Annotated in this window: 16 protein-coding genes and 1 other RNA gene; all 17 read right to left on the reverse strand. The window is 39.4% G+C overall.

The window, feature by feature from the left end; genetic code table 11:
- Window positions 1-63 precede the first annotated feature (63 nt).
- Window positions 64-627, reverse strand: coding sequence for a GTP cyclohydrolase I (gene folE / locus Q7O55_RS07455; RefSeq protein WP_303929525.1), 564 nt, complete (start codon window positions 625-627; stop codon window positions 64-66).
- Window positions 628-713: 86 nt separating this feature from the next.
- Window positions 714-1,457 (reverse strand): 4Fe-4S cluster-binding domain-containing protein, encoded by a 744-nt coding sequence (locus Q7O55_RS07460; RefSeq protein WP_303929526.1) that lies wholly within the window; start codon window positions 1,455-1,457, stop codon window positions 714-716.
- Window positions 1,444-1,782 (reverse strand): 6-carboxytetrahydropterin synthase QueD, encoded by a 339-nt coding sequence (queD, locus tag Q7O55_RS07465; RefSeq protein WP_303929528.1) that lies wholly within the window; start codon window positions 1,780-1,782, stop codon window positions 1,444-1,446. The genes Q7O55_RS07460 and queD overlap by 14 nt, the downstream gene beginning before the upstream one ends.
- A gap of 205 nt (window positions 1,783-1,987) precedes the next feature.
- Window positions 1,988-3,148, reverse strand: a complete 1,161-nt coding sequence (gene rpoD / locus Q7O55_RS07470; protein WP_004696398.1) for an RNA polymerase sigma factor RpoD — start codon at window positions 3,146-3,148, stop codon at window positions 1,988-1,990.
- Between the two features lie 28 nt (window positions 3,149-3,176).
- The gene (dnaG, locus tag Q7O55_RS07475) at window positions 3,177-4,949 is read right to left on the reverse strand and encodes a DNA primase (protein WP_303929529.1); all 1,773 of its coding nucleotides are present in this window, start codon (window positions 4,947-4,949) and stop codon (window positions 3,177-3,179) included.
- Between the two features lie 255 nt (window positions 4,950-5,204).
- Window positions 5,205-6,749, reverse strand: a complete 1,545-nt coding sequence (rny, locus tag Q7O55_RS07480; RefSeq protein ID WP_303929530.1) for a ribonuclease Y — start codon at window positions 6,747-6,749, stop codon at window positions 5,205-5,207.
- Window positions 6,750-6,924: 175 nt separating this feature from the next.
- Window positions 6,925-7,368: a regulatory protein RecX gene (locus tag Q7O55_RS07485; RefSeq protein WP_303929531.1), complete on the reverse strand. Its 444-nt coding sequence runs from the start codon at window positions 7,366-7,368 to the stop codon at window positions 6,925-6,927.
- Between the two features lie 2 nt (window positions 7,369-7,370).
- Complete coding sequence (gene recA / locus Q7O55_RS07490; protein WP_008601363.1) at window positions 7,371-8,411, reverse strand: recombinase RecA; 1,041 nt, start codon at window positions 8,409-8,411, stop codon at window positions 7,371-7,373.
- 4 nt (window positions 8,412-8,415) lie between these two features.
- A complete protein-coding gene (locus Q7O55_RS07495) occupies window positions 8,416-9,663 on the reverse strand; it encodes a competence/damage-inducible protein A (protein WP_303929532.1) in 1,248 nt (415 codons plus the stop codon).
- 37 nt (window positions 9,664-9,700) lie between these two features.
- Complete coding sequence (rimO, locus tag Q7O55_RS07500) at window positions 9,701-11,047, reverse strand: 30S ribosomal protein S12 methylthiotransferase RimO (RefSeq protein ID WP_303929533.1); 1,347 nt, start codon at window positions 11,045-11,047, stop codon at window positions 9,701-9,703.
- 59 nt (window positions 11,048-11,106) lie between these two features.
- The gene (locus Q7O55_RS07505; protein WP_303929534.1) at window positions 11,107-12,144 is read right to left on the reverse strand and encodes an ABC transporter substrate-binding protein; all 1,038 of its coding nucleotides are present in this window, start codon (window positions 12,142-12,144) and stop codon (window positions 11,107-11,109) included.
- Between the two features lie 62 nt (window positions 12,145-12,206).
- Window positions 12,207-14,147 carry a YgiQ family radical SAM protein gene (locus Q7O55_RS07510; RefSeq protein ID WP_303929535.1) on the reverse strand — a complete coding sequence of 647 codons (1,941 nt, stop codon included), beginning with the start codon at window positions 14,145-14,147 and terminating at the stop codon, window positions 12,207-12,209.
- A gap of 39 nt (window positions 14,148-14,186) precedes the next feature.
- Complete coding sequence (locus Q7O55_RS07515) at window positions 14,187-14,639, reverse strand: helix-turn-helix transcriptional regulator (protein ID WP_004696413.1); 453 nt, start codon at window positions 14,637-14,639, stop codon at window positions 14,187-14,189.
- A 47-nt stretch (window positions 14,640-14,686) separates the two neighbouring features.
- On the reverse strand, window positions 14,687-17,431 hold the full coding sequence (locus tag Q7O55_RS07520; RefSeq protein WP_303929536.1) for a DNA translocase FtsK: 2,745 nt from the start codon (window positions 17,429-17,431) through the stop codon (window positions 14,687-14,689).
- A gap of 82 nt (window positions 17,432-17,513) precedes the next feature.
- The gene (locus Q7O55_RS07525) at window positions 17,514-18,815 is read right to left on the reverse strand and encodes a replication-associated recombination protein A (RefSeq protein ID WP_303929538.1); all 1,302 of its coding nucleotides are present in this window, start codon (window positions 18,813-18,815) and stop codon (window positions 17,514-17,516) included.
- 226 nt (window positions 18,816-19,041) lie between these two features.
- A non-coding RNA gene (ssrS, locus tag Q7O55_RS07530) (6S RNA) lies at window positions 19,042-19,212 on the reverse strand.
- Between the two features lie 80 nt (window positions 19,213-19,292).
- The gene (aspS, locus tag Q7O55_RS07535; protein ID WP_303929539.1) at window positions 19,293-21,098 is read right to left on the reverse strand and encodes an aspartate--tRNA ligase; all 1,806 of its coding nucleotides are present in this window, start codon (window positions 21,096-21,098) and stop codon (window positions 19,293-19,295) included.
- Between the last annotated feature and the right edge of the window lie 4 nt (window positions 21,099-21,102).

Consider the following 21,102-nt stretch of genomic DNA (forward strand, 5'->3'; position numbering starts at 1 on the left):
CAGAGAATCTTCTTATTTTTTATTCTTTTGTCACAAATGTATTATACTCGAACAACTCAAATCTTAAGACTGTTTCATTAGCATAAAACGGTGAATCATATGATCTTCGTTAAATACGCCTTTAGTAGTTAGTGTAGTCGTTTGGCTATCTGTAGATTTAATGCCTCTTGCACTCATGCAGCTGTGGGACGATATAATGTGCACAATAACATCATCAGACCCTGTCGCTAAAGAAATTACTTCCGAAATATCTTCACCAATTTTTTCTTGCAATTGTAAACGCTTGCAACACATTTCAGCTATGCGAGGAATCTTAGATAAACCTATGACACGACCTTTTGGTATATACCCAATACTGATACTCATATTATACATCAATGCCATATGATGTTCACAATGAGAGAAGCAAGTAATATCCTTTACTACTACCATTTGATTTGTATCTACAGCGAAGGTTTTACCATACATTTCTGCAATTTCAGCATTTGTATACTGAATGCCTTCATATACCTCTTCCATCATTTGAGCCACCCGTTTCGGTGTTTCTAACAAACCGTCCCGATTAGGATTCTCACCTAATGCTTCTAACAACTGATATATAAGTGATTCTATTTTTTTTGTATCCATATTTACCCCTTTATATCAAGATTCCATCAGACCTCATATCATACTATGCATTAGAAAAGATACTGACACTACACATCCTAATAATACTATACACCCTTTGCATCTGGATCCCAGACAAATTTATGGATTTGCAGTTGAAATCGTACATTCTGTAAATTATATGCTTTCATATAATCGATAATCGATGCCGCCTCAATTTGTCCCCATACAGGCGATACATATATTTGAGCCGCTGTAGGATATTGGTCAATTATACGACGCATACAATCTAAATCTTCTGGAGAACCAACGACAAACTTGATAAGATCTCGTTCTGTAGCCACCTTGAATATGTCTATATTCATAGACTCTTCGGCTAAAGAGGACAGTGTTTTATAATCATAGGTAAACCACACATTATCTCTGTGAAAGCTCGGTATAATCGTGCCATTTGTTTCAATATTGAAATCATAAAGGCTATCATTAAGTATCTCTCGTTTATCAAATTTATCTATATCAATAATACAAGTTGAACCAGCTTGGCCTGATGTATTATCCTGCATTGTTTCAGCCTTCCGACGATTTAACTCATCGATTAGCTCTACTACAGCTGCTTCTTGTAATAAAGGTTCACCGCCAGTAATAGTGATTCGATAATTACCTAAACTTTCAATAACATCAGCCACCTCAGCTACAGTCATCTCTGTAAAGACACTATCAATGCCATAACTATAAGTCGTATCGCAATAGGAACAGCGAATATTGCAATCATGGAGGCGTAAAAATGTAGTCAGCAAGCCTTGCCGACTACCTTCCCCATCAATAGAGGCAAAAATCTCAATCACGTTCATAAATAGCTGTGTTCCCTTCAGATTCTTGAACCTCTACTTTAAAGCATTTTGGGCCCAATTCATCAGCAATCCATTTTGCCATATTCTCCGCAGTGGGATTAATGTCGCCTAGTACATCGTTGATATGGCAATGATCCAAGCGACCATGAATTTTTTCTTTAATAATCGTAAAGTCGATGACCATTCCGTTATGATCTAACTCTTCAGAGCGTGCATGAACTGTAATAATCCAGTTATGCCCATGAAGATTTTGACATTTACTCGGATAATCTAGTTTTAATTGATGAGATGCACTCACCTCTAACCGTTTAGTAACTGTAAACATTATATCTCCTATCCATCACATAAGCTTTCAACTTATATCTATTACATAAGACTTATCGCTATTACATGAGACCCTTCTCTACTACATAAGTCTTATCATAAAATGCTTTTTATTGTAAGATATTACCATTTTTTATTATAACACAAAAGGGTTGTAATACAGTGCTATACAACACTGCATTACAACCCTTAAGAGTTTCAAAATATTATAAGAAGTCTTTGATTTTATCACGTTTACCGCGATTGCGCAATTTAGTAAGCGCTTTACCTTCAATCTGACGAATACGTTCACGTGTAACATTGAAATGTTGACCAACTTCTTCCAATGTACGAGGCTTACCATCCTTCAAACCAAAACGTAAAATCAATACTTGTTGCTCACGATCAGTTAAACATGTAAATACATCTTCAATTTGCTCTTGCAGTAAGATGTAGCTAGCTGCATCGTCTGGAGCAATTGCATCTTGGTCCTCGATGAAGTCCCCTAAATGGGAATCTTCCTCTTCACCAATCGGAGTTTCCAAGGATACTGGCTCTTGAGCAATTTTCTGAATTTCACGCACCCGCTCTACAGTAATTCCCATACCTTCAGCAATTTCTTCTGGCAATGGCTCGCGACCTTTGTCTTGCAACAATTGTCTAGAAATACGAATCAATTTATTAATTGTTTCTACCATATGTACAGGAATACGAATCGTACGAGCTTGGTCTGCAATAGCACGCGTAATCGCTTGACGAATCCACCAAGTAGCATATGTAGAAAATTTATAACCCTTAGTATAGTCGAATTTATCTACCGCTTTGATTAGACCTAAGTTACCTTCTTGGATTAAATCCAAGAACAACATACCGCGACCTACATAACGTTTCGCAATACTTACAACTAGTCGCAAGTTAGCATCTACCAATTTTTTCTTAGCCTTTTTGCTAAGTTGAATATCCTTATATGTAGCATCCTCTTGTGCACCAGCTTCGATTTGCTTAGCTAATACGATTTCTTCGTCAGCTGAAAGCAATGGTACGCGACCAATTTCTTTTAGGTACATTCGTACAGGGTCATCGATATTAACACCAGAATCAACACTTAAATCGATAGAAATTTTCTTCTCACTAGAAACTTCGTCTTCATCTTCATCTGTTTCAATTGTATGACTATCTGTATCATCTGCATCAATATCTGCCACAATCTCAACATTCAGTTTACCCAAAGTCGTATAAATATCATCTAATTGTTCCGCAGTAATTTCCGTCTGCTCATGAAGAGCATCTGAAATCTCGGATTGTGTCAACACACCGCTCTTACGGCCTTTTTCAAGAAGTTGCTCAACAATCTCCTCTATTTGACTTTTTTGTACTTTCTTAGCCACAGCGCTCTCCTTTTTAACCATTAATGATTTACTTAGACCATTCTCTAATTAAATTCTGTATTTCTTGACACTTATGTAATTCGCTAATAAACGTCGAATCTCCTGCTCGTTTTAATTGATCCGCCATAATCGAATGCGCTTTATACTGTTCACGCAATGAATGGAGCCTTATCTTGCGGATTAATGCAGGCACTTGTACTTTATATTCATCGTCACTCATAACGACCAACCTAGAGTAAATATCGTATTCTTGAGAAGATAAAACAGATTGAATTGCAGTTTCATCTAGACGACCTTCGGACTTATACAAGTTGAATAGCTTTTCTATTATACCTCGATATTCAATTTTTTCAAAGTCCTCTAATGGCAAATAGCTCATCATATGTTGTAATACTTCGCCATCTGTGAAAGCTAAGGACAATAATTTTTCCGCATCTCCTCTTGGTAAATCCTGTGTTGGTAAAGGTGTCGATGCCGTATCCACTAATTCAATTTGTCCTTTTTTCACATAATCTCTAAAGTAACTAAAAATAGTACTATTATCAAGCCATAATGGCAATGCCAATGTTTTTAAAGCATCATCTCTCTGTGTTTGACTATCTATATTTGCAATATATGGGAAAACATCTGCCATAACAGCCTGCTTACCTTCTGTATCATTTGTATCGTGTTTAATTAAAGACTCACTTAATAGATAATCAAGAGGCTTAACAGCTTTAGCAACTAACTCCTTAAATGCCTGTCCCCCATGATTACGCACATAATCATCTGGATCTTTACCGTCTGGCATGGCAAGGACACGCACCTTAAAATCCGTATTTTGCAATAATTCAATAGCTCTAGCAGCCGCCTGACGACCAGCACCATCCATATCATAAGCTAACACGATTTCTTCAGCCTGCCTCATCAAGATATGTCCATGATCTCTTGTATAAGCAGTCCCCAATGATGCGACTACATTAGTAACACCATGATTATGAGCAGATATAACATCCATATAGCCTTCTACAAGAATAGCTTGTTTTTCCTCCCGAATAGATTTATAAGCCTTATCAAAAGCAAATAGAAGTTTACCTTTTTCAAAGATTGATGACTCTGGAGAGTTTAAATATTTTGGTGTACTGTCATCCATAACACGTCCACCAAAAGCAACTACTCGCCCTTTACCATCCATAATGGGGAACATAATTCTATTTCTGAAGAAGTCATAAAATTGACCCTTTTGATTCTTTCGGACAAGATTCAACTCTAAAAGAATGGAATCATCAATGCCACGGTCATGAAAGGCACGATATAACTTATCCCAACCATCAGGAGCAAAACCAAGCTTAAATGTTTCTATGGTCGCTTGTGTGAGTCCTCGCTTTTTCAAATAATCTAATCCCACTTTACCAATAGAAGTTTGAGTAAGACAGTTATGGAAAAAAGTAGCCGCTAAATCAGAAGCTTCATACAGTTTTTTGCGTCTTTCATCTCTAGCTCTTTGCTCAGGTGAAAGTTTCGCCTCTGGCAATGGAATATTAGCCCGATTAGCTAGCCGCTCTAAAGCTTCTACAAAGGTTAAATGCTCTAACTCCATAAGAAATTTAATAGCATTTCCTGATGCATGGCAACCAAAACAATAATAAAAACCCTTTTCAGGGGCTACGCTAAAGGATGGCGTTTTTTCATTATGAAATGGACAACAACCCCAATAGTTCTTGCCACGTTTCTTTAAGGCTACATGCTCGGATACAACTGACACGATATCATTAGCATCTTTGATTTGTTCAATCAACTCATTTTCAAAATATCGGCTCATAGCCAACGCCTCCTTCCCCATATATATATTAATTCTATATACAAATAAAAAATCCTCTATTTGTAAAGCATTTTAATCAATTAAATTATAAAAAAGTATAAAAAAGCTTGATACGAATCATAGGAATCATCATCTACAACGCAATATACATGATGATTCCTATACGCCGTATATAGCAATATGTAATTACCGAAACTTTGATAACAATAGGCTGCAATGAAAACATTGCAGCCTATACTTATCGCTTATAGCATATTATTTTGCGTAATCCACAACGCGAGTTTCACGAATAATTACGACCTTAATTTGGCCTGGATATTCAAGTTCTGACTCGATGCGTTTTACGATATTCCGAACAAGTAATGTAGACTCAGCTTCATCAATCTTATCCGGTTTTACTACAACGCGAATCTCACGACCGGCTTGAATAGCAAAACATTTTTCAACGCCTTCGAAGGATTCAGCGATTTCTTCCAATTTAGATAAACGTTTTAAGTAGTTTTCTAATGTTTCTCGACGTGCTCCTGGACGGGCAGCGGAGATAGCATCAGCGGCAGCTACTAATACAGCTTCTACAGTTTGGAACTCTTCATCACCATGATGAGCACCAATACAGTTAATTACTGCTGCACTTTCACGATATTTACGAGCCACATCAACACCGATTTGAACATGAGAACCTTCAAGTTCACGGTCTAATGCTTTACCAATATCATGAATCAAACCACCTCGTTTAGCCAAAGTTACATCACAGCCTAGTTCAGCTGCCATTAAACCTGCTAAATGAGATACTTCAATGGAATGTTTCAATACGTTTTGACCATAACTAGTACGATATTTCAAACGGCCTAAAATCTTAACAATTTCAGGATGTAAGCCGTGAACATCAGCTTCAAATGTCGCTTGTTCACCAGCCTCTTTAATAGTTTGGTCCACCTCTTTACGAGCTTTACCAACCATTTCTTCAATACGAGCTGGATGGATACGACCATCTACAATCAATTTTTCCAGCGCAATACGAGCCACTTCACGACGAATTGGATCGAAGCCGGAAAGAATAACTGCTTCTGGTGTGTCATCGATAATCAAATCAATACCTGTTAATGTTTCGAGTGCACGAATGTTACGGCCTTCGCGACCGATAATGCGCCCCTTCATTTCATCATTAGGCAATGCCACTACGGATACGGTAGTTTCCGCTACATGGTCAGCTGCACAACGTTGGATGGCAGAGGAGATAATTTCTTTCGCTTTTTTCTCCGCTTCATCCTTAGCTTGCTGCTCCATTTCCTTAACCATAATCGCCGTTTCATGGCGAATCTCTTGCTCCACATTCGTTAACAAGATATTTTTTGCTTCTTCGAACGTCATGCCAGAAATACGTTCCAATTCTGCCATTTGTTTTTCATATAAAGCTTCTACCTTTTCACGGCTTTGGGCTAAGTCAGCTTCTTTGCGATGTAAAGCTTCCTCTTTATGCTCAATATTGTCTAATTTTTTATCCAAAGATTCTTCTTTTTGAAGAATACGACGTTCCATACGTTGAAGTTCAGAACGACGATCTTTATTTTCTCGTTCCACATCAGAACGGAGCTTATGAATTTCTTCTTTCGCTTCTAATAAAGCTTCTTTCTTTTTAGACTCAGCTGTGCGTTCACCATTTGCAATGATGCGTGCAGCCTCTTGTTCAGCTTGATCCAGTTTTCCTTCAGCAATATTTTTTCTTAAAAAATAGCCTACCCCTAGTCCAATCAGTACCATTACCACTGCAATTAGACTATACTCTAAAATTTCTTTCACCTCCTTTTAAGTTCTCAAAATTGAGCTTTCATACTCCTTTTTATGCTCTTTATGCATTAAATTATCAATTAGCCATATCATCATATAAATAAATAAGGCTATTATTAATTTTAGACTTCAAAGCCCTTTCTGTCAAGATTTTACAAGCTTAGTAAGGCCTCTCAAAAAGCATAATTTATTCATAAAAATCATTGCATACAATTTGAATTGTGCTTGTTGAGAAACCTCTGTATTTGAGAAAATTAAATACCTTTATCCGAGGAGCCCGCTCTTCATTGAGAATAGAACCAAATTTTTTCTCTACCACCCGATAAGCAGCTTTGACCTCATCATAAGCAGAAATTTCTTGAGGAATCGCAAGTCCTCGAAGTTTCATTTTTTGCTTAATCACATAAACACCGTATTTCTGTTCTTTCATCAAATAGGCTAATACTTGCTCAGATAAACGTTCATCATTAATATAATCATAATCTCTAAGGCGCTCAAGGACCCTCTCAATGATAGGGTCCTCGAATTGTTTACGTCTCATTTTTTGTGTCAGTTCATAAGAACTAAGAAAGCGTTGAGCTAGGAATCGATACGCTTGATCCATAGCAGCTTGCATCGTTTCGTCACTCATGATTATACTTCTTCAGTTACTTCTTCACCGATTACATCGATTTCTTCAGTGCCAACAGCCAATGTATCACGAATAATGCGATCGATTTCATCCGCTATTTGTGGATTGTCTAGCAAGTATTGTTTAGCCGCTTCCTTACCTTGGCCCATGCGTTCCCCATTATAGGAGTACCAAGCACCAGATTTATTAATAATTTCCATATTTGTACCAATATCAATAAGTGTGCCAGTTTTAGAGATACCTTCGCCATACATCAAATCAAATTCAGCGGTCTTAAATGGAGGTGCCACCTTATTTTTGACAACTTTGACTTTTGTGCGAGCACCAACATTTTCGTTGTTTGCTTTAATTAATTCCCCTTTACGAACATCAAGACGCACAGAGGAATAGAATTTCAACGCACGACCACCAGTTGTTGTTTCAGGATTACCAAACATAACACCTACTTTTTCACGCAATTGGTTGATAAAGATAACAACTGTTTTGGATTTACTGATGATACCAGTCAATTTACGCAAGGCTTTACTCATCAAACGAGCTTGTAAACCTACATGAGCGTCACCCATTTCACCATCAATTTCCGCTTTAGGTACCAACGCCGCTACGGAGTCAACTACAACAATATCTACTGCACCACTGCGAACAAGGGCTTCTGTAATTTCAAGGGCTTGTTCTCCATTATCTGGTTGAGAAATCAACAAATTATTAATATCTACACCCAAGTTACGAGCATATACAGGATCCATCGCATGCTCCGCATCAATAAATGCTGCAATGCCACCTTGTTTTTGAGCTTCTGCTACAGCGTGAAGAGCTACTGTTGTTTTACCAGAAGATTCTGGACCATAGATTTCAATTACACGACCACGAGGGAAGCCACCTACACCAACAGCGATATCGATAGCTAGAGAACCAGAGGAAATCACCTCTACATTCATGCGATCTGCCGCCTCACCAAGACGCATAATAGCACCTTTACCAAAATCTTTTTCAATTTGTTTTAACGCGTTATCCAACGCTGCTTGTCTGCCATCTACAGCCATTATTTTATTTCCCCTTTTCTGTTATATAAGTATAAACATAGTAAAGTGCTAGCTCTGCTGCACTTTGTCTAATATCTTCTCGATTGCCAATTAAATTAGCTTTATGGGCTACCGTACCATGTGGACCAGTAACACCAAACCATACAAGACCAACAGGCTTTTCTAGCGTACCGCCTCCAGGACCAGCTAGGCCTGTCGTAGAAACAGCATATGTTGTTTGACCAACAGTTCGTGCCCCCTCTGCCATAGCCTTAGCCACTTGCTCACTAACAGCACCATACGCATCTAGCATATCTTGTGGTACACCTAAAACACGATGTTTCACATCATTACTATACGAGATGACACCGCCCATATAGTACTCACTACTACCACTGACATTAGTAAGAAGCTTGCCAACCAATCCTGATGTACAGGATTCAGCAGTACTAATAGTGCTGTGTTCCTCTAGCAAGGTACGGCCTAGTGTTTCCTCCATAGAAATCGTTAAGTCACGCCCTATGCGTGAACCTAAGCGTTCTCGTATGATTGCATCCCAAGGATTAAGTAGTTCTTGCGCCGCTTCTAATGTTTCAGCCTTAGCAGTGATACGAACCTCAATGTAGCCCTTTTTAATGAGCAAAGCAATCGTCGGATTAGATTGATTCTTAATAAGATCCATCAAGGTGCTTTCTAAATCGATTTCACGTATATCATATACACCATAACGATAAGATATAACAACACCTTGAGAACCAAATCGGTTATTTAAATAAAGAACTACGCTCTCTTGGAACATGCCCTTCATTTCACCAGGAGGTCCAGGCAGAAGTATGTATGTAGTATCTCCATCTTCAACGACGACACCTGGTGCAACTCCAACAGGGTTATATAATACCTTCGCCCCTTCTGGTAATTGTGCCTCTCGCCGACTCGCATCAGGTATAGTACGGTTTACACTTTTAAAGAACCTTTCAAGCTCATTCATGGCCTCTTGATTAAACACAATAGGTCTACCAATTGAATCGGCAAGTACATTACGTGTAATATCGCCCTGCGTAGGTCCTAACCCACCAGTACTAATAACGATATCAGCCCTTGTACTAGCGAGCTGAAAGACTTCAGCCATTCGTTTCGGATTATCACCTACTACTGATTGATGGGCAATGGTATATCCTAGTTTATTCAACTCTTGTGCCAGCCATGATACATTCGTATTTACTGTATCACCTAGCAATAATTCTGAACCTGTAGAAATAAGTTCTACAATCATCAGATCACCTCCACAATCGAATATATCGAACTGTGTATTATTCTACAACTGTAGCTACTACATCATAAGCAAAGCCTTGCTCTACTTGTACTTTAAAAATATCACCAGGTTGAATGTCTTCACCGCAGTCTTCAATGTACATATTACCATCTACATCAGGTGCTTGAGATTTCAATCGACCTTTTGCAAGCAATGTGTTATTCTCGCCTTCTTCGATTTCCTCTACTATCGCATAATCAATGGTACCTTCTAAATCGCGATTGTTCTCTTCAGAGATAGCAGCTTGGATGGACATAAGAACGTGATAACGCTCTTCTTTGACCTCTTCTGGTATTTGGTCTTCACGAGCACCCGCTGGTGTACCAGCCTCTTGAGAATATGTAAATACGCCCATGTTATCAAATTTGATTTCTTTTACAAAGTCACAAAGTTCCTCAAATTGTTCATCTGTTTCACCAGGAAATCCAACGATGATAGAGGTGCGCAATGTAATATGAGTCGGCGCATTTCTAATTTTCTTAAGCAAACGCTCAATATCATTGCGATCGTCTCGACGATTCATTTGTTTCAAGATATCGTTATTAACATGTTGCAATGGAATATCTACATATTTACAAAGCTTTGGCTCATTAACGATAATATCTAACAATTCATCAGAAAAGAATGTCGGATATAGGTATAGCATGCGAATCCATTCTATGCCCTCTACAGTTGTTAATTCTTTTAACAATGTAGTCAACATTGGTTTACCATCATTAAGGTCAATACCATAACTTGTTGTATCTTGAGCGATAAGAACAATTTCCTTAACCCCTGTCGCAGCCAATCGTCCCACTTCAGCCTTAATAGACTCAACGGTACGACTACGAAAAGCGCCGCGAACCTTAGGAATAATACAAAATGTACACCCATTATTACAGCCTTCTGCAATTTTTACATATGCACTATAGCGAGGTGTAGTTTGAATACGAGGCATACGTTCATCGTAGATATTCGTAATATTTTCCATAATACAACTGCGATTGCCGTGCTCAATAGCATCAACGGCTACCATAACTTGATCCCATGCACCAGTACCGATTAATGCATCAATTTCAGGAATTTCTTGGAATAATTCATCCTGATATTGTTGGCTAAGACAACCTGCTACGATAAGGCCCTTACAAGCACCATCTTCCTTATATTGGGCAACCTCAAGAATAGTATTTATAGACTCAGCCTTAGCTTTTTCAATAAAAGTACAGGTATTTACAACGATAAGATCTGCTTCGCTTAAGTCTTCTGTAATTAAATAGCCATTATCTCTCAATAATCCTAACATTACCTCTGTATCTACTAAATTTTTAGCACAACCTAGGCTAACATATCCTAATTTTTTCCCCATTCCATATCCTTTCGTCACTAGATTCTTTTTTATTTATTTCTTGGATTTATACAACTGACTTAGTCCTTACGGAATCGTACCTGGCTAACCCAATGATTTAACAATAACTTTTTACCTTCTAGGGTATAACCACCATTCACAGGCCATAACACTAAATCATGCCCTATAGAATCTTTTGGCTCATCCATCTCAGGATTAGTAAATATATAGGTAAAATTCTCTTCTACCATATATTTCGCCGTTTTAGAAGATAGTAACCAATTAATAAACTCTACACTATCTGCTTTATGTTTTGAATTTTTTAAAACGGCAGCACCAGTCACATAATAAGACGTACCATCTTTAGGATAAATGATCTTAATTGGATACCCATGATGACTATATTGCGCCGCATCAGACAAGTTACCAATACCAATATTTGTCTCCCCTAGCGCAGTTAAGCGTATTGGAGTAGACAAAAATTTAGCATGTTGAACCACATGAGGCTTCAAACTATACAAGTATTCAAGAGTCTCTGGTTCCCCTTTGTACTCTACCATATTGTATAGCAAATTGGCCGCATTCTGAGATGCTACAAAATCAGTCATAACGATAGACCAATCACCTTGTTTTCCCAATGTTTCCCATGTAGTAATATATTTACCAATGCCATTATGGAAGGTATCATTCTGAACAAATACGATTGGATCGTACCAGAGACCAACCCAATAGCCATTTGGATCCTTTAGATTATCACGTACCTCGTCAATACGTTCATTGACGATGGGCATATATTTACCTGCATTGGCACCAACTACGAGATTATCTTCAGAAGTTAGCACCAAATCACCAGAAGTATCAGCCACGGTAGAAGCCGACCGTAGCGACATTTGTTCCTCTGTAAGAGGCATTACAGTAACTTTTACCTTTTGTTCCTCTTCATAACGCTCAGCAAGCATAGCTGTCAAAGTATTAGGTAAGTCCGTATAGACTATAATTTCACCACGAATAGGCTCTTTGGCCTGTTCTATTTGTTCTTGTTGGTAAAAGTTTATACCATAAATCAACATTCCTACCACAAATAATGCTAAAATGCTCGGAGCAATCCATCGTTTCATATATGCCTCCCATAAGACATAAAGTATCTTAAAATGAGAGTAGCTAGAGCTACTCTCTAAGTTTAACGACCACCAAAACTTTTATTAGATGTACGAACTTTAGTCACATCTCTACTACGCCTTTTGGCAGTCCGGCATTGATTCCTAGGTTCGCAATCTCGTTTGCCATTACGGAATTTACTAGATTGGCTAATACGCTTAGAATTTCCATTAATTGGGCGCGGTGGAATTAAGCATTCCGGGCCAAAGCCAATTAAATCACGTCGATTGGCTTCTATGAGAGCCTCTTTAACAAGATCATAGTTTTCAATATTTTTAAACTGCATCAAAGCGCGTTGTTTTGCTTTATCTCGCCCCTTTTTAGCAACATATACAGGCTTTCCATCTAGTGGATTAATGCCCGTATAATACATGCAAGTAGAAAGACTACCCGGTGTAGGGATAAAATCCTGTACTTGCTCAGGGTACATATGGTGGTCTCGTAAAAATTCCGCCAATTCAATAGCATCCTCTAACGCACAACCTGGATGAGAGCTCATAAAGTACGGAACTAAATATTGCTTCTTACCAAGCTTTTTATTCGCCTCTTCAAACCAAGACTTAAAGGTTAGAAATTCTTCCTTACCAGCTTTTCCCATCATATTGGTAACGCGTTTAGATACATGTTCTGGGGCTACCTTTAACTGACCACTTACGTGAAACTCACAAAGTTCCCGCACAAAGTCTTTATTGTTATCGGCCAATACATAGTCATAGCGCAAACCGGAACGAACAAATACCTTTTTTACACCTTTTAGCTTACGTAGTTTACGCAGTAAAGCAATATAATCATCGTGATTTGTATTCAAGTTTTCACAAGGCTCTGGAGCCGCACAGGTACGCCCTTTACAAGCACCATAAACAGCCTGTTTATCACAAGCCAGATGGCGGAAATTTGCCGTAGGGCCCCCTACATCATGAATATACCCCTTGAAGTTGTCCATCTTGATCATCTTATGTGCTTCGTCAATCAAAGACTCATGACTACGATTTTGGATAATACGACCTTGGTGATTCGTGATAGCACAGAAAGAACAACTGCCAAAACAACCGCGTTGGCTTACAAGGCTAAACTGAACTTCACTTAACGCTGGTACACCACCCTTATCATCGTATTTAGGATGCCACTTTCGGGTATATGGCAGGTTATAGACACCATCCATTTCATCCTGCGTCAATGGTAAAGCAGGTGTGTTCTGAATGAGATATCGATCACCATGTTTTTGGACTACAATACGACCATAGAACGGATCTTGTTCATCGTATTGAATGCGGAATGCATCGGCAAAGTCCATCTTATCCGCCTTAATAGCTTCATAGGATGGGCACTCTACATAGTCGATGGTTGGAATTTCCTTTGCCATGTAGCAAATACCGCGTATAGACGGCAAGGACTCTTTAAATCGACCTTGATCTAAGGCATCGGCTAGTTCAACGATTTGAAGTTCTCCCATACCATAGACAAGTACATCTGCCTTGGAATCTACTAAGATGGAGCGACGTACCGTATCTGACCAATAATCATAATGACCAAAGCGGCGCAAAGACGCTTCTATACCACCGATAATAAGAGGTACATCACTGTAAGCCTCCTTCATGCGGTTAGCATATACCAAGGTAGCACGATCTGGACGATGACCTGATTCACCACCTGGAGAATAATCATCTTGACGACGAATTTTCTTTGCTGCCGTAAATTTATTGAGCATTGAGTCTAGATTCCCTGCCGTAACAAGGGATGCTAGACGCGGTTTACCTAGTTTTTTGAAAGTCTCTACATCATTCCAATCTGGTTGCTCTATAATGCCTACACGATAGCCTTTGGATTCTAAGTATCTACCAATAACCGCAGGAGCAAAGGACGGATGGTCCACATAAGCATCCCCACTGATGAGAACGAAATCTAATTCGGCCCAGCCACGTTCCTTCATATCCGAAGGTTCTGTTACTAAAAATCTATCCATTGACTGTGTAAATGCCTTTCTATCCTTCCTAATCAATCATTAGAAAAGGAATAACCATAGTAAAAATAATGCCATACAAAATAGAATAATCCCCAAAATAATGCGTTCTTGTACAATAGAGCGTTGACGTTTTCGTTGACGCGTTTCTAAAGACATACGCTTTTTAGATGTTTGGTATTCAACGAACTCACTTTGTACCAAATTAGGAGTCGCTTGAGCCTTCCGTCTCGTAACAGAACGCAAGGAAAAAGTATCTATGTCACCTACTTGTCCTTGATATACTTTTACCAAGCGATCCCCATCAAGATCTAAGTAGTTGCCATAGTTTCGAATAAAGCCCTTTACGTAGACTTGACCAGGAATGATATCATAGTTGCCATCTTCGATAGCTTCTAAATAGGTTGTTTTAATGTGTAGCACTTGCTCCACGTCTTTAAAGGTTAGATTACGTCTTACCCGTTCACGTCGTAATTCCTCGCCTAATTCAGCCATTTTCGTTCCTTTCTAAATCTACGTAAATTCATATAGTAATTAGCTCATTATTGCTCATCATTAGAATCGGAGAAATATCTAGCCTTAGCTTGTTCAGGGCTCATTAAAATTTCTCGAGCCTTACTGCCCATGCTAGGGCCAACGATTTTAAGGTCTTCCATTGTATCTACAAGACGTGCCGCACGGGTATAACCTATACGAAAACGACGTTGCAACATCGATACGGAAGCTTGACCAGATTCCATAACGAGATTAACAGCTCGCTCTAATAATTCATCGCGGTAAACATCATTAGCATCAGAAGATTCTTTTTCAGCTTCCTTTTCCACATCTTGAGTTACCGTATTATCATATTCTGGTTCTCGTTGAGCTTTTACAAACTCTACAAGTTTTTCTACCTCATCATCAGAAATGAAGGCCCCTTGTACACGAATAGGTTTATTCGCACCAATTGGAGCAAATAACATATCACCTTTCCCCAATAGTTTCTCTGCCCCTGCCATATCAAGAATGGTACGGGAATCAATTTGAGAGCCTACAGCAAAGGAAATACGGCTCGGTACATTAGCCTTAATAGAACCAGTAATAACGTTAACAGATGGTCGCTGTGTAGCAAGAACCATGTGAATACCTGCGGCACGAGCCATTTGTGCTAAACGACTAATAGATTCTTCAATATCATCAGGAGCCGTCATCATAAGGTCAGCTAACTCGTCGATAATCAACACGATTAACGGCATAGCAGCCTTAGGATGCGCTTCATTATAGCTCTTGATATCGCGTTTACCAGATGCAGCAAACGCCTTATAGCGAGCCTCCATTTCACGAACGGCCCAGCGCAATACAGCTGCCGCTTTTTTCATATCCGTTACAACCGGAGCCATCAAGTGAGGAATTCCATTGTAAATAGACAATTCAACCATCTTAGGGTCGATTAATAATAACTTAACCTCTTCCGGTTTGCGACTAAAGAGAATACTAGAAATCAATGTATTTACACATACGGATTTACCAGATCCAGTCGTACCAGCTACGAGCAAGTGAGGCATCTTAGCAAGATCCGTAATAACAGGTTTACCTGCAATATCCTTACCAAGACCGACAGGAATACCACCACGAGCATCTTTAAAGTCACTACAATCAAGTACATCACGTAAATGAACGGCTTCTGTCGTTTTATTAGGCACCTCAATACCGATGGCAGATTTACCTGGAATCGGAGCCTCCATACGGATATGTTGCGCTGCTAAGTTGAGGGCAATATCATCTGTTAAGTTAACGATACGACTCACTTTCACGCCTGGTGCAGGTTCAATTTCATAGCGCGTAACAGTTGGACCTTGTGTAGCATTAACAACCTTAGCAGTAATACCAAAGTCACTCAATACATGTTCAAGCATCATCGCATTTTGCGCTACTTCTTCACCATTGTTTTGACTTCCCTTCCCTTTCGCCAAAATATCTAGGCTTGGGAAGTGGTACGGTCTATCATAGGAACGATGAATTTGGCCATCTTTAGATACAGCTACTTGTGCCGTATCTTCTGTAGTACTAATAATGGACGGTACTTGTAAGGCCATGCCGGACATACCGGCCCCAGCACTTACAGAGCTTGCAGCCGCCCCCGTTCCAGGTACAGCAGAAGCGATAGCACCGTGATTAGTTTCCAGTGGACCCATTGTCGTATTTTGATAAGAAAATTCTGGTTCTTCCTCATCAGATTTTTCTACAGTTCCAAACTCATCCGTATATTCTTTATCTGGTGTATATGCATAGTCCTCATCCGGAACATATACATAATCATCACTCGTAGTTCTATGTGTATCAGAGAATTGTTCAAAATCATCAGCTTCATAAGACTTCACATCACCAGATGCTTCAGAAATATTAGCCAATTGCTCAGCCGCACGATTATGTGCTTCTATCTCAGCCAATTTCTTCCAAGATGTAGGAGGTTTCGGTGAATCCACAATTGTTACTGTATCTTCAATAGTTTCAACATCTGTAGCTGAAGCAGAACCTAAGAGATCTCTTCCAGTAGCAATGCCTTGTTTTTCCAATGTATCTAATGCTTGATCTGCTGCGTCAGCAAAGCGTGTGTCTTTTTCCCTGTTATAAGCTTTACGCTGTTCTGCCGCTTCTTTACGCTGTTCATTCCAGTCATCAAACACTTCTTTTGCAACAGCGACCTTTTCAGCAGCGACCTCCTTAGCTACATCTAGACCAACTTGCGTTTTGTCCGCAGCTTTTTGTAATCCACTGCGCAAAGACAAACGTGTCACAAGGAGACCAAAAGCTATAAGTAAGAATACATCAAGAATAATAGCCCCTAAGTTGCCTAATAATGTACGAAGGAATGTAGCAATCGCCCCACCTACGACACCACCTTGATTAGCCAGTTGTGTAGTAATGAGTTCCTGCCCCTCAGGAACTCGCCACAAAGGAACAAGAGCTAACAAAAATAGGAAAAACAAGGTCATTACAACGCCTCGTTTTGTAATGGAAATAAATGTATCCTTATATAATAATCTCCAACCTAACCAGAAAACGCATAAACAAGGAATGATACCGCCTAGCCCAAAGCCATAACGGAATACACCTGTTAAAATCTGCCCTACAAGGCCGAGTTCAAAGCCGAAAAAGCCGAGCAAGGAAATCACAGCAAAAGCAATGACAATAAGGCCTTTCACTTCGCTGCGCAAAGAAAAGCTTTGAGACTTTGATTGCTGTTTTGTACTTGTTCGCTTACGGCGTGTGTTGCGTCTTTTGGTGGAAGTATTTTCTTCTGCCATAAATCTATGCAAACCCCTTACTTATATAACATTACAGTAAATTAACTTATCATTATATTATAGCATATATCGTAATATTAAGTTAATTTTTACGACGTTTCTCCCAGTCGTGAAGTAACTGTTCCTCAGTCCCTCTCTTTATGCCCTTATAGTAGGTAGCATCGACTAGAGGTGTTGGTAAATACTGCTGTTTTACATACCCATTAGGATAGTTATGAGCATACTTATAAGCTTTCCCATGACCTAATTTACTAGCCCCACTATAGTGACTGTCTTTCAAATGATCAGGTACTTGTCCACAATCCTTATGTCGCACATCAGATATAGCAGCATCAATAGCTACATAAGCAGAATTACTTTTAGGTGCGAGAGCAACATAACACGCAGCTTCGGATAATATAATGCGCGCCTCAGGAAAGCCTACCATATGAGCCGCTTGAGCTGCTGCATTGGCGAGTATGAGAGCTTGTGGATCCGCAAGACCTACATCCTCTGCTGCACAAATAACAATACGACGAGCAATGAAGTTAGGATCCTCTCCGGCTTCAATCATACGCGCTAAATAATGTACTGTTGCTTGTACATCGGAGCCACGCATACTTTTAATAAAAGCTGAAATTGTATCGTAATGACTATCACCTTTTTTATCGTATGTATATATGCGACGACCTACGACCTTTTCGAGAACTTCAATAGTAATCGTCCCCTCATCGGGAACCATAGCTGCGGCTTGTTCAAGAATATTAAGGGCCATACGTCCATCACCATTGACGAAAATCCCCACATCTTCCAAAACTTCATCGGTTACCTGCAGATGACGCTTGCCAAGGCCTACCTCTTCATCGGTAATGGCGCGACGTAAAATTTGACCAATAGCCTTTGGAGTAAGTGCTTCTAATGTAATAAGACGCAAACGAGACAAAAGTGGTCTATTAACTTCAAAGAACGGATTCTCTGTAGTAGCACCAATAAGGATGATAGTTCCATCCTCTACACAGGGTAACAACACATCTTGTTGGCTTTTATTAAAGCGATGAATTTCATCGAGGAATAGAATTGTTCGTTGCTGTAAAGAACGAACCCGTTTACGAGCGTCTTCAATGATGGTTCTCAACTCACCAATACCAGCGTTAGTAGCATTCAGGTTTACAAAATGACTATTGCTCACCTTAGCTATGATTCCGGCTAACGTCGTCTTACCTGTTCCACAAGGCCCATAAAAAAGCATAGATGGTATTGTATCCTTCTCTACCATAGCACGCAAGAAAGTCCCCTTCCCTATGGACTTCTCTTGACCATATAAATGATCCAGTTTAGTAGGACGCATTCGTACAGGAAGTGGCTCGTATGTATTTGTAGGTGTCATATCAAATAAACTATCCATTCTATCACCTCAATTCGCACCCAGTTTAACTATCGTATTTTAATATCTATAACTATTCAATCAAAAAACAATGTCTTACTCGTCATAAAAGCCCAATGACGTCAGTAACTTGGTATCACTAATAATATTTATAAGACATTTAGGACTTTTAAGACTTTAAAAAATTTTAGTTCTTACAAAAGATATATTTATAGTATATGATATTTCAGTCTATTTTTACACGCAAAAAAGCCCCACCATGCCGTAATGTACCGCGTTTTGATCCTGCAAGGGCAGGTGGGTGTCCTCCTCATCCTGCAATTGTCCCATAAGGGCGTAACGTTCAGACGAGAGTCAGACTCCCAAAGTAAATGTGTTGGCTCAAAACTGCGATATCACACGCACATAGCAGGGATATCTTATACTTAAATAGTATCAGAAAGATTAGCAATTAACAAGTCTTGACATTTCGATTTCAATCAATTCTTGCCTATGTTTTTACACTAAAGATTGCTCTTGTTCTTCTTCTACATCTGGTTTAATATGCAACTCTTTTAATTGCTTAGGTTCTACTTCAGATGGAGCTTGGCTCATGATATCAGAAGCAGATTGAGTTTTAGGGAATGCGATTACGTCGCGGATAGATTGACGTTTTGCCATCAACATAACAAGACGATCAAGGCCAAATGCACAGCCTGCATGAGGAGGTGCACCGTATTGGAATGCATCAAGCATGAAGCCAAATTTAGATCTTGCTTCTTCAATAGACAAACCAATTGCTTTGAATACTTTTTCTTGTACGTCAGCTTGGTAGATACGCAAGGAACCGCCACCGATTTCTACGCCATTCAATACCATGTCATAAGCAATCGCTTTTACACTGCCAGGATCGGATTCTAATTTATCAAGATCCGCATGGCGTGGCATTGTGAACGGATGATGCATTGCAACATAACGTTTTTCGTCTTCGTTATATTCGAACATAGGGAAATCAGTTACCCATGTGAATGCCAATTTATCTTGGTCAATCATGTTCATACGGCGTGCCATTTCAAGGCGTAATTCGCCTAATGCACGTGCCACAGTTGCAGTTTTATCAGCAATCATCAATACAAGGTCGCCACCTTTAGCGCCCATTTTTTCACCAATATTACGGATTGTATCTTCACCTAAGAACTTCATGATTTGAGACTTAATAGAACCATCTTCGTTGAAGCAAGCCCACGCAAGGCCTTTAGCGCCGTAACGGTTTACATACTCAACAAGGTCATCAAGTTCACGGCGAGGAATGCCAGCGTCACCAGGCACAACGATACCTTTAACTACGCCACCATTGTCGATAACAGAGCGGAAGACTTTGAATTCTGTATCTTTTACAAGATCAGTTACATCAGTAAACGCCATATCAAAACGAAGATCCGGCTTATCAGAGCCGTATTTATCCATTGCTTCATCCCATGTAATACGAGACATAGGCAAAGAAATTTCTTTACCTAATGCAGTTTTAAATATATGAGCAATCATCTCTTCAAGCAATGCATAAATATCTTCTTCATCAACGAAGGACATTTCTAAATCGAGCTGAGTGAACTCAGGTTGACGGTCTGCGCGCAAATCTTCATCGCGGAAGCAACGAACGATTTGGAAATATTTTTCATAACCAGCAACCATCAAAATTTGTTTGAAAATTTGTGGAGATTGTGGCAATGCATAGAATGTACCAGCATTTACACGAGAAGGTACTAGATAGTCACGAGCGCCTTCTGGTGTAGATTTAGTAAGCATTGGAGTTTCAATTTCCAAGAAATCGCGGCTATCGAAGAAGTCGCGCATTGCTTTCGTTACTTTGTGACGTAAAATCAAGTTACGTTGCATTTCTGGACGACGTAAGTCAAGGTAACGATATTTTAAACGAATATTTTCATCTACATCGATATCATCTTGGATATAGAATGGAGGTGTTTTAGCAGAGTTCAATACGCGCAACTCTTCACAGTACATTTCATATGCACCTGTTGGAAGATTTGGATTGATAGCAGCTTCATCACGTTTTGTAATTTTACCACGTACACAAAGTACATATTCGTTACGAACATCCTCTGCTTTGTGGAAAGATTCCACGTTATGATCTGGAGATGCCACTACTTGTACTACGCCAGAACGATCACGTAAATCCAAGAAAATCAAACCACCATGATCACGACGGCGTTCAACCCAACCACATAATACGACTTCTTTACCTACCTCTTGTTCAGAGATGGTGCCACAACCGTGCGTACGGTGTAAGCCTTGCATTGTTTCCATTCTA

Source organism: Veillonella parvula, assembly GCF_945949885.1.
In the GTDB taxonomy this organism is placed as follows: domain Bacteria; phylum Bacillota; class Negativicutes; order Veillonellales; family Veillonellaceae; genus Veillonella; species Veillonella parvula_B.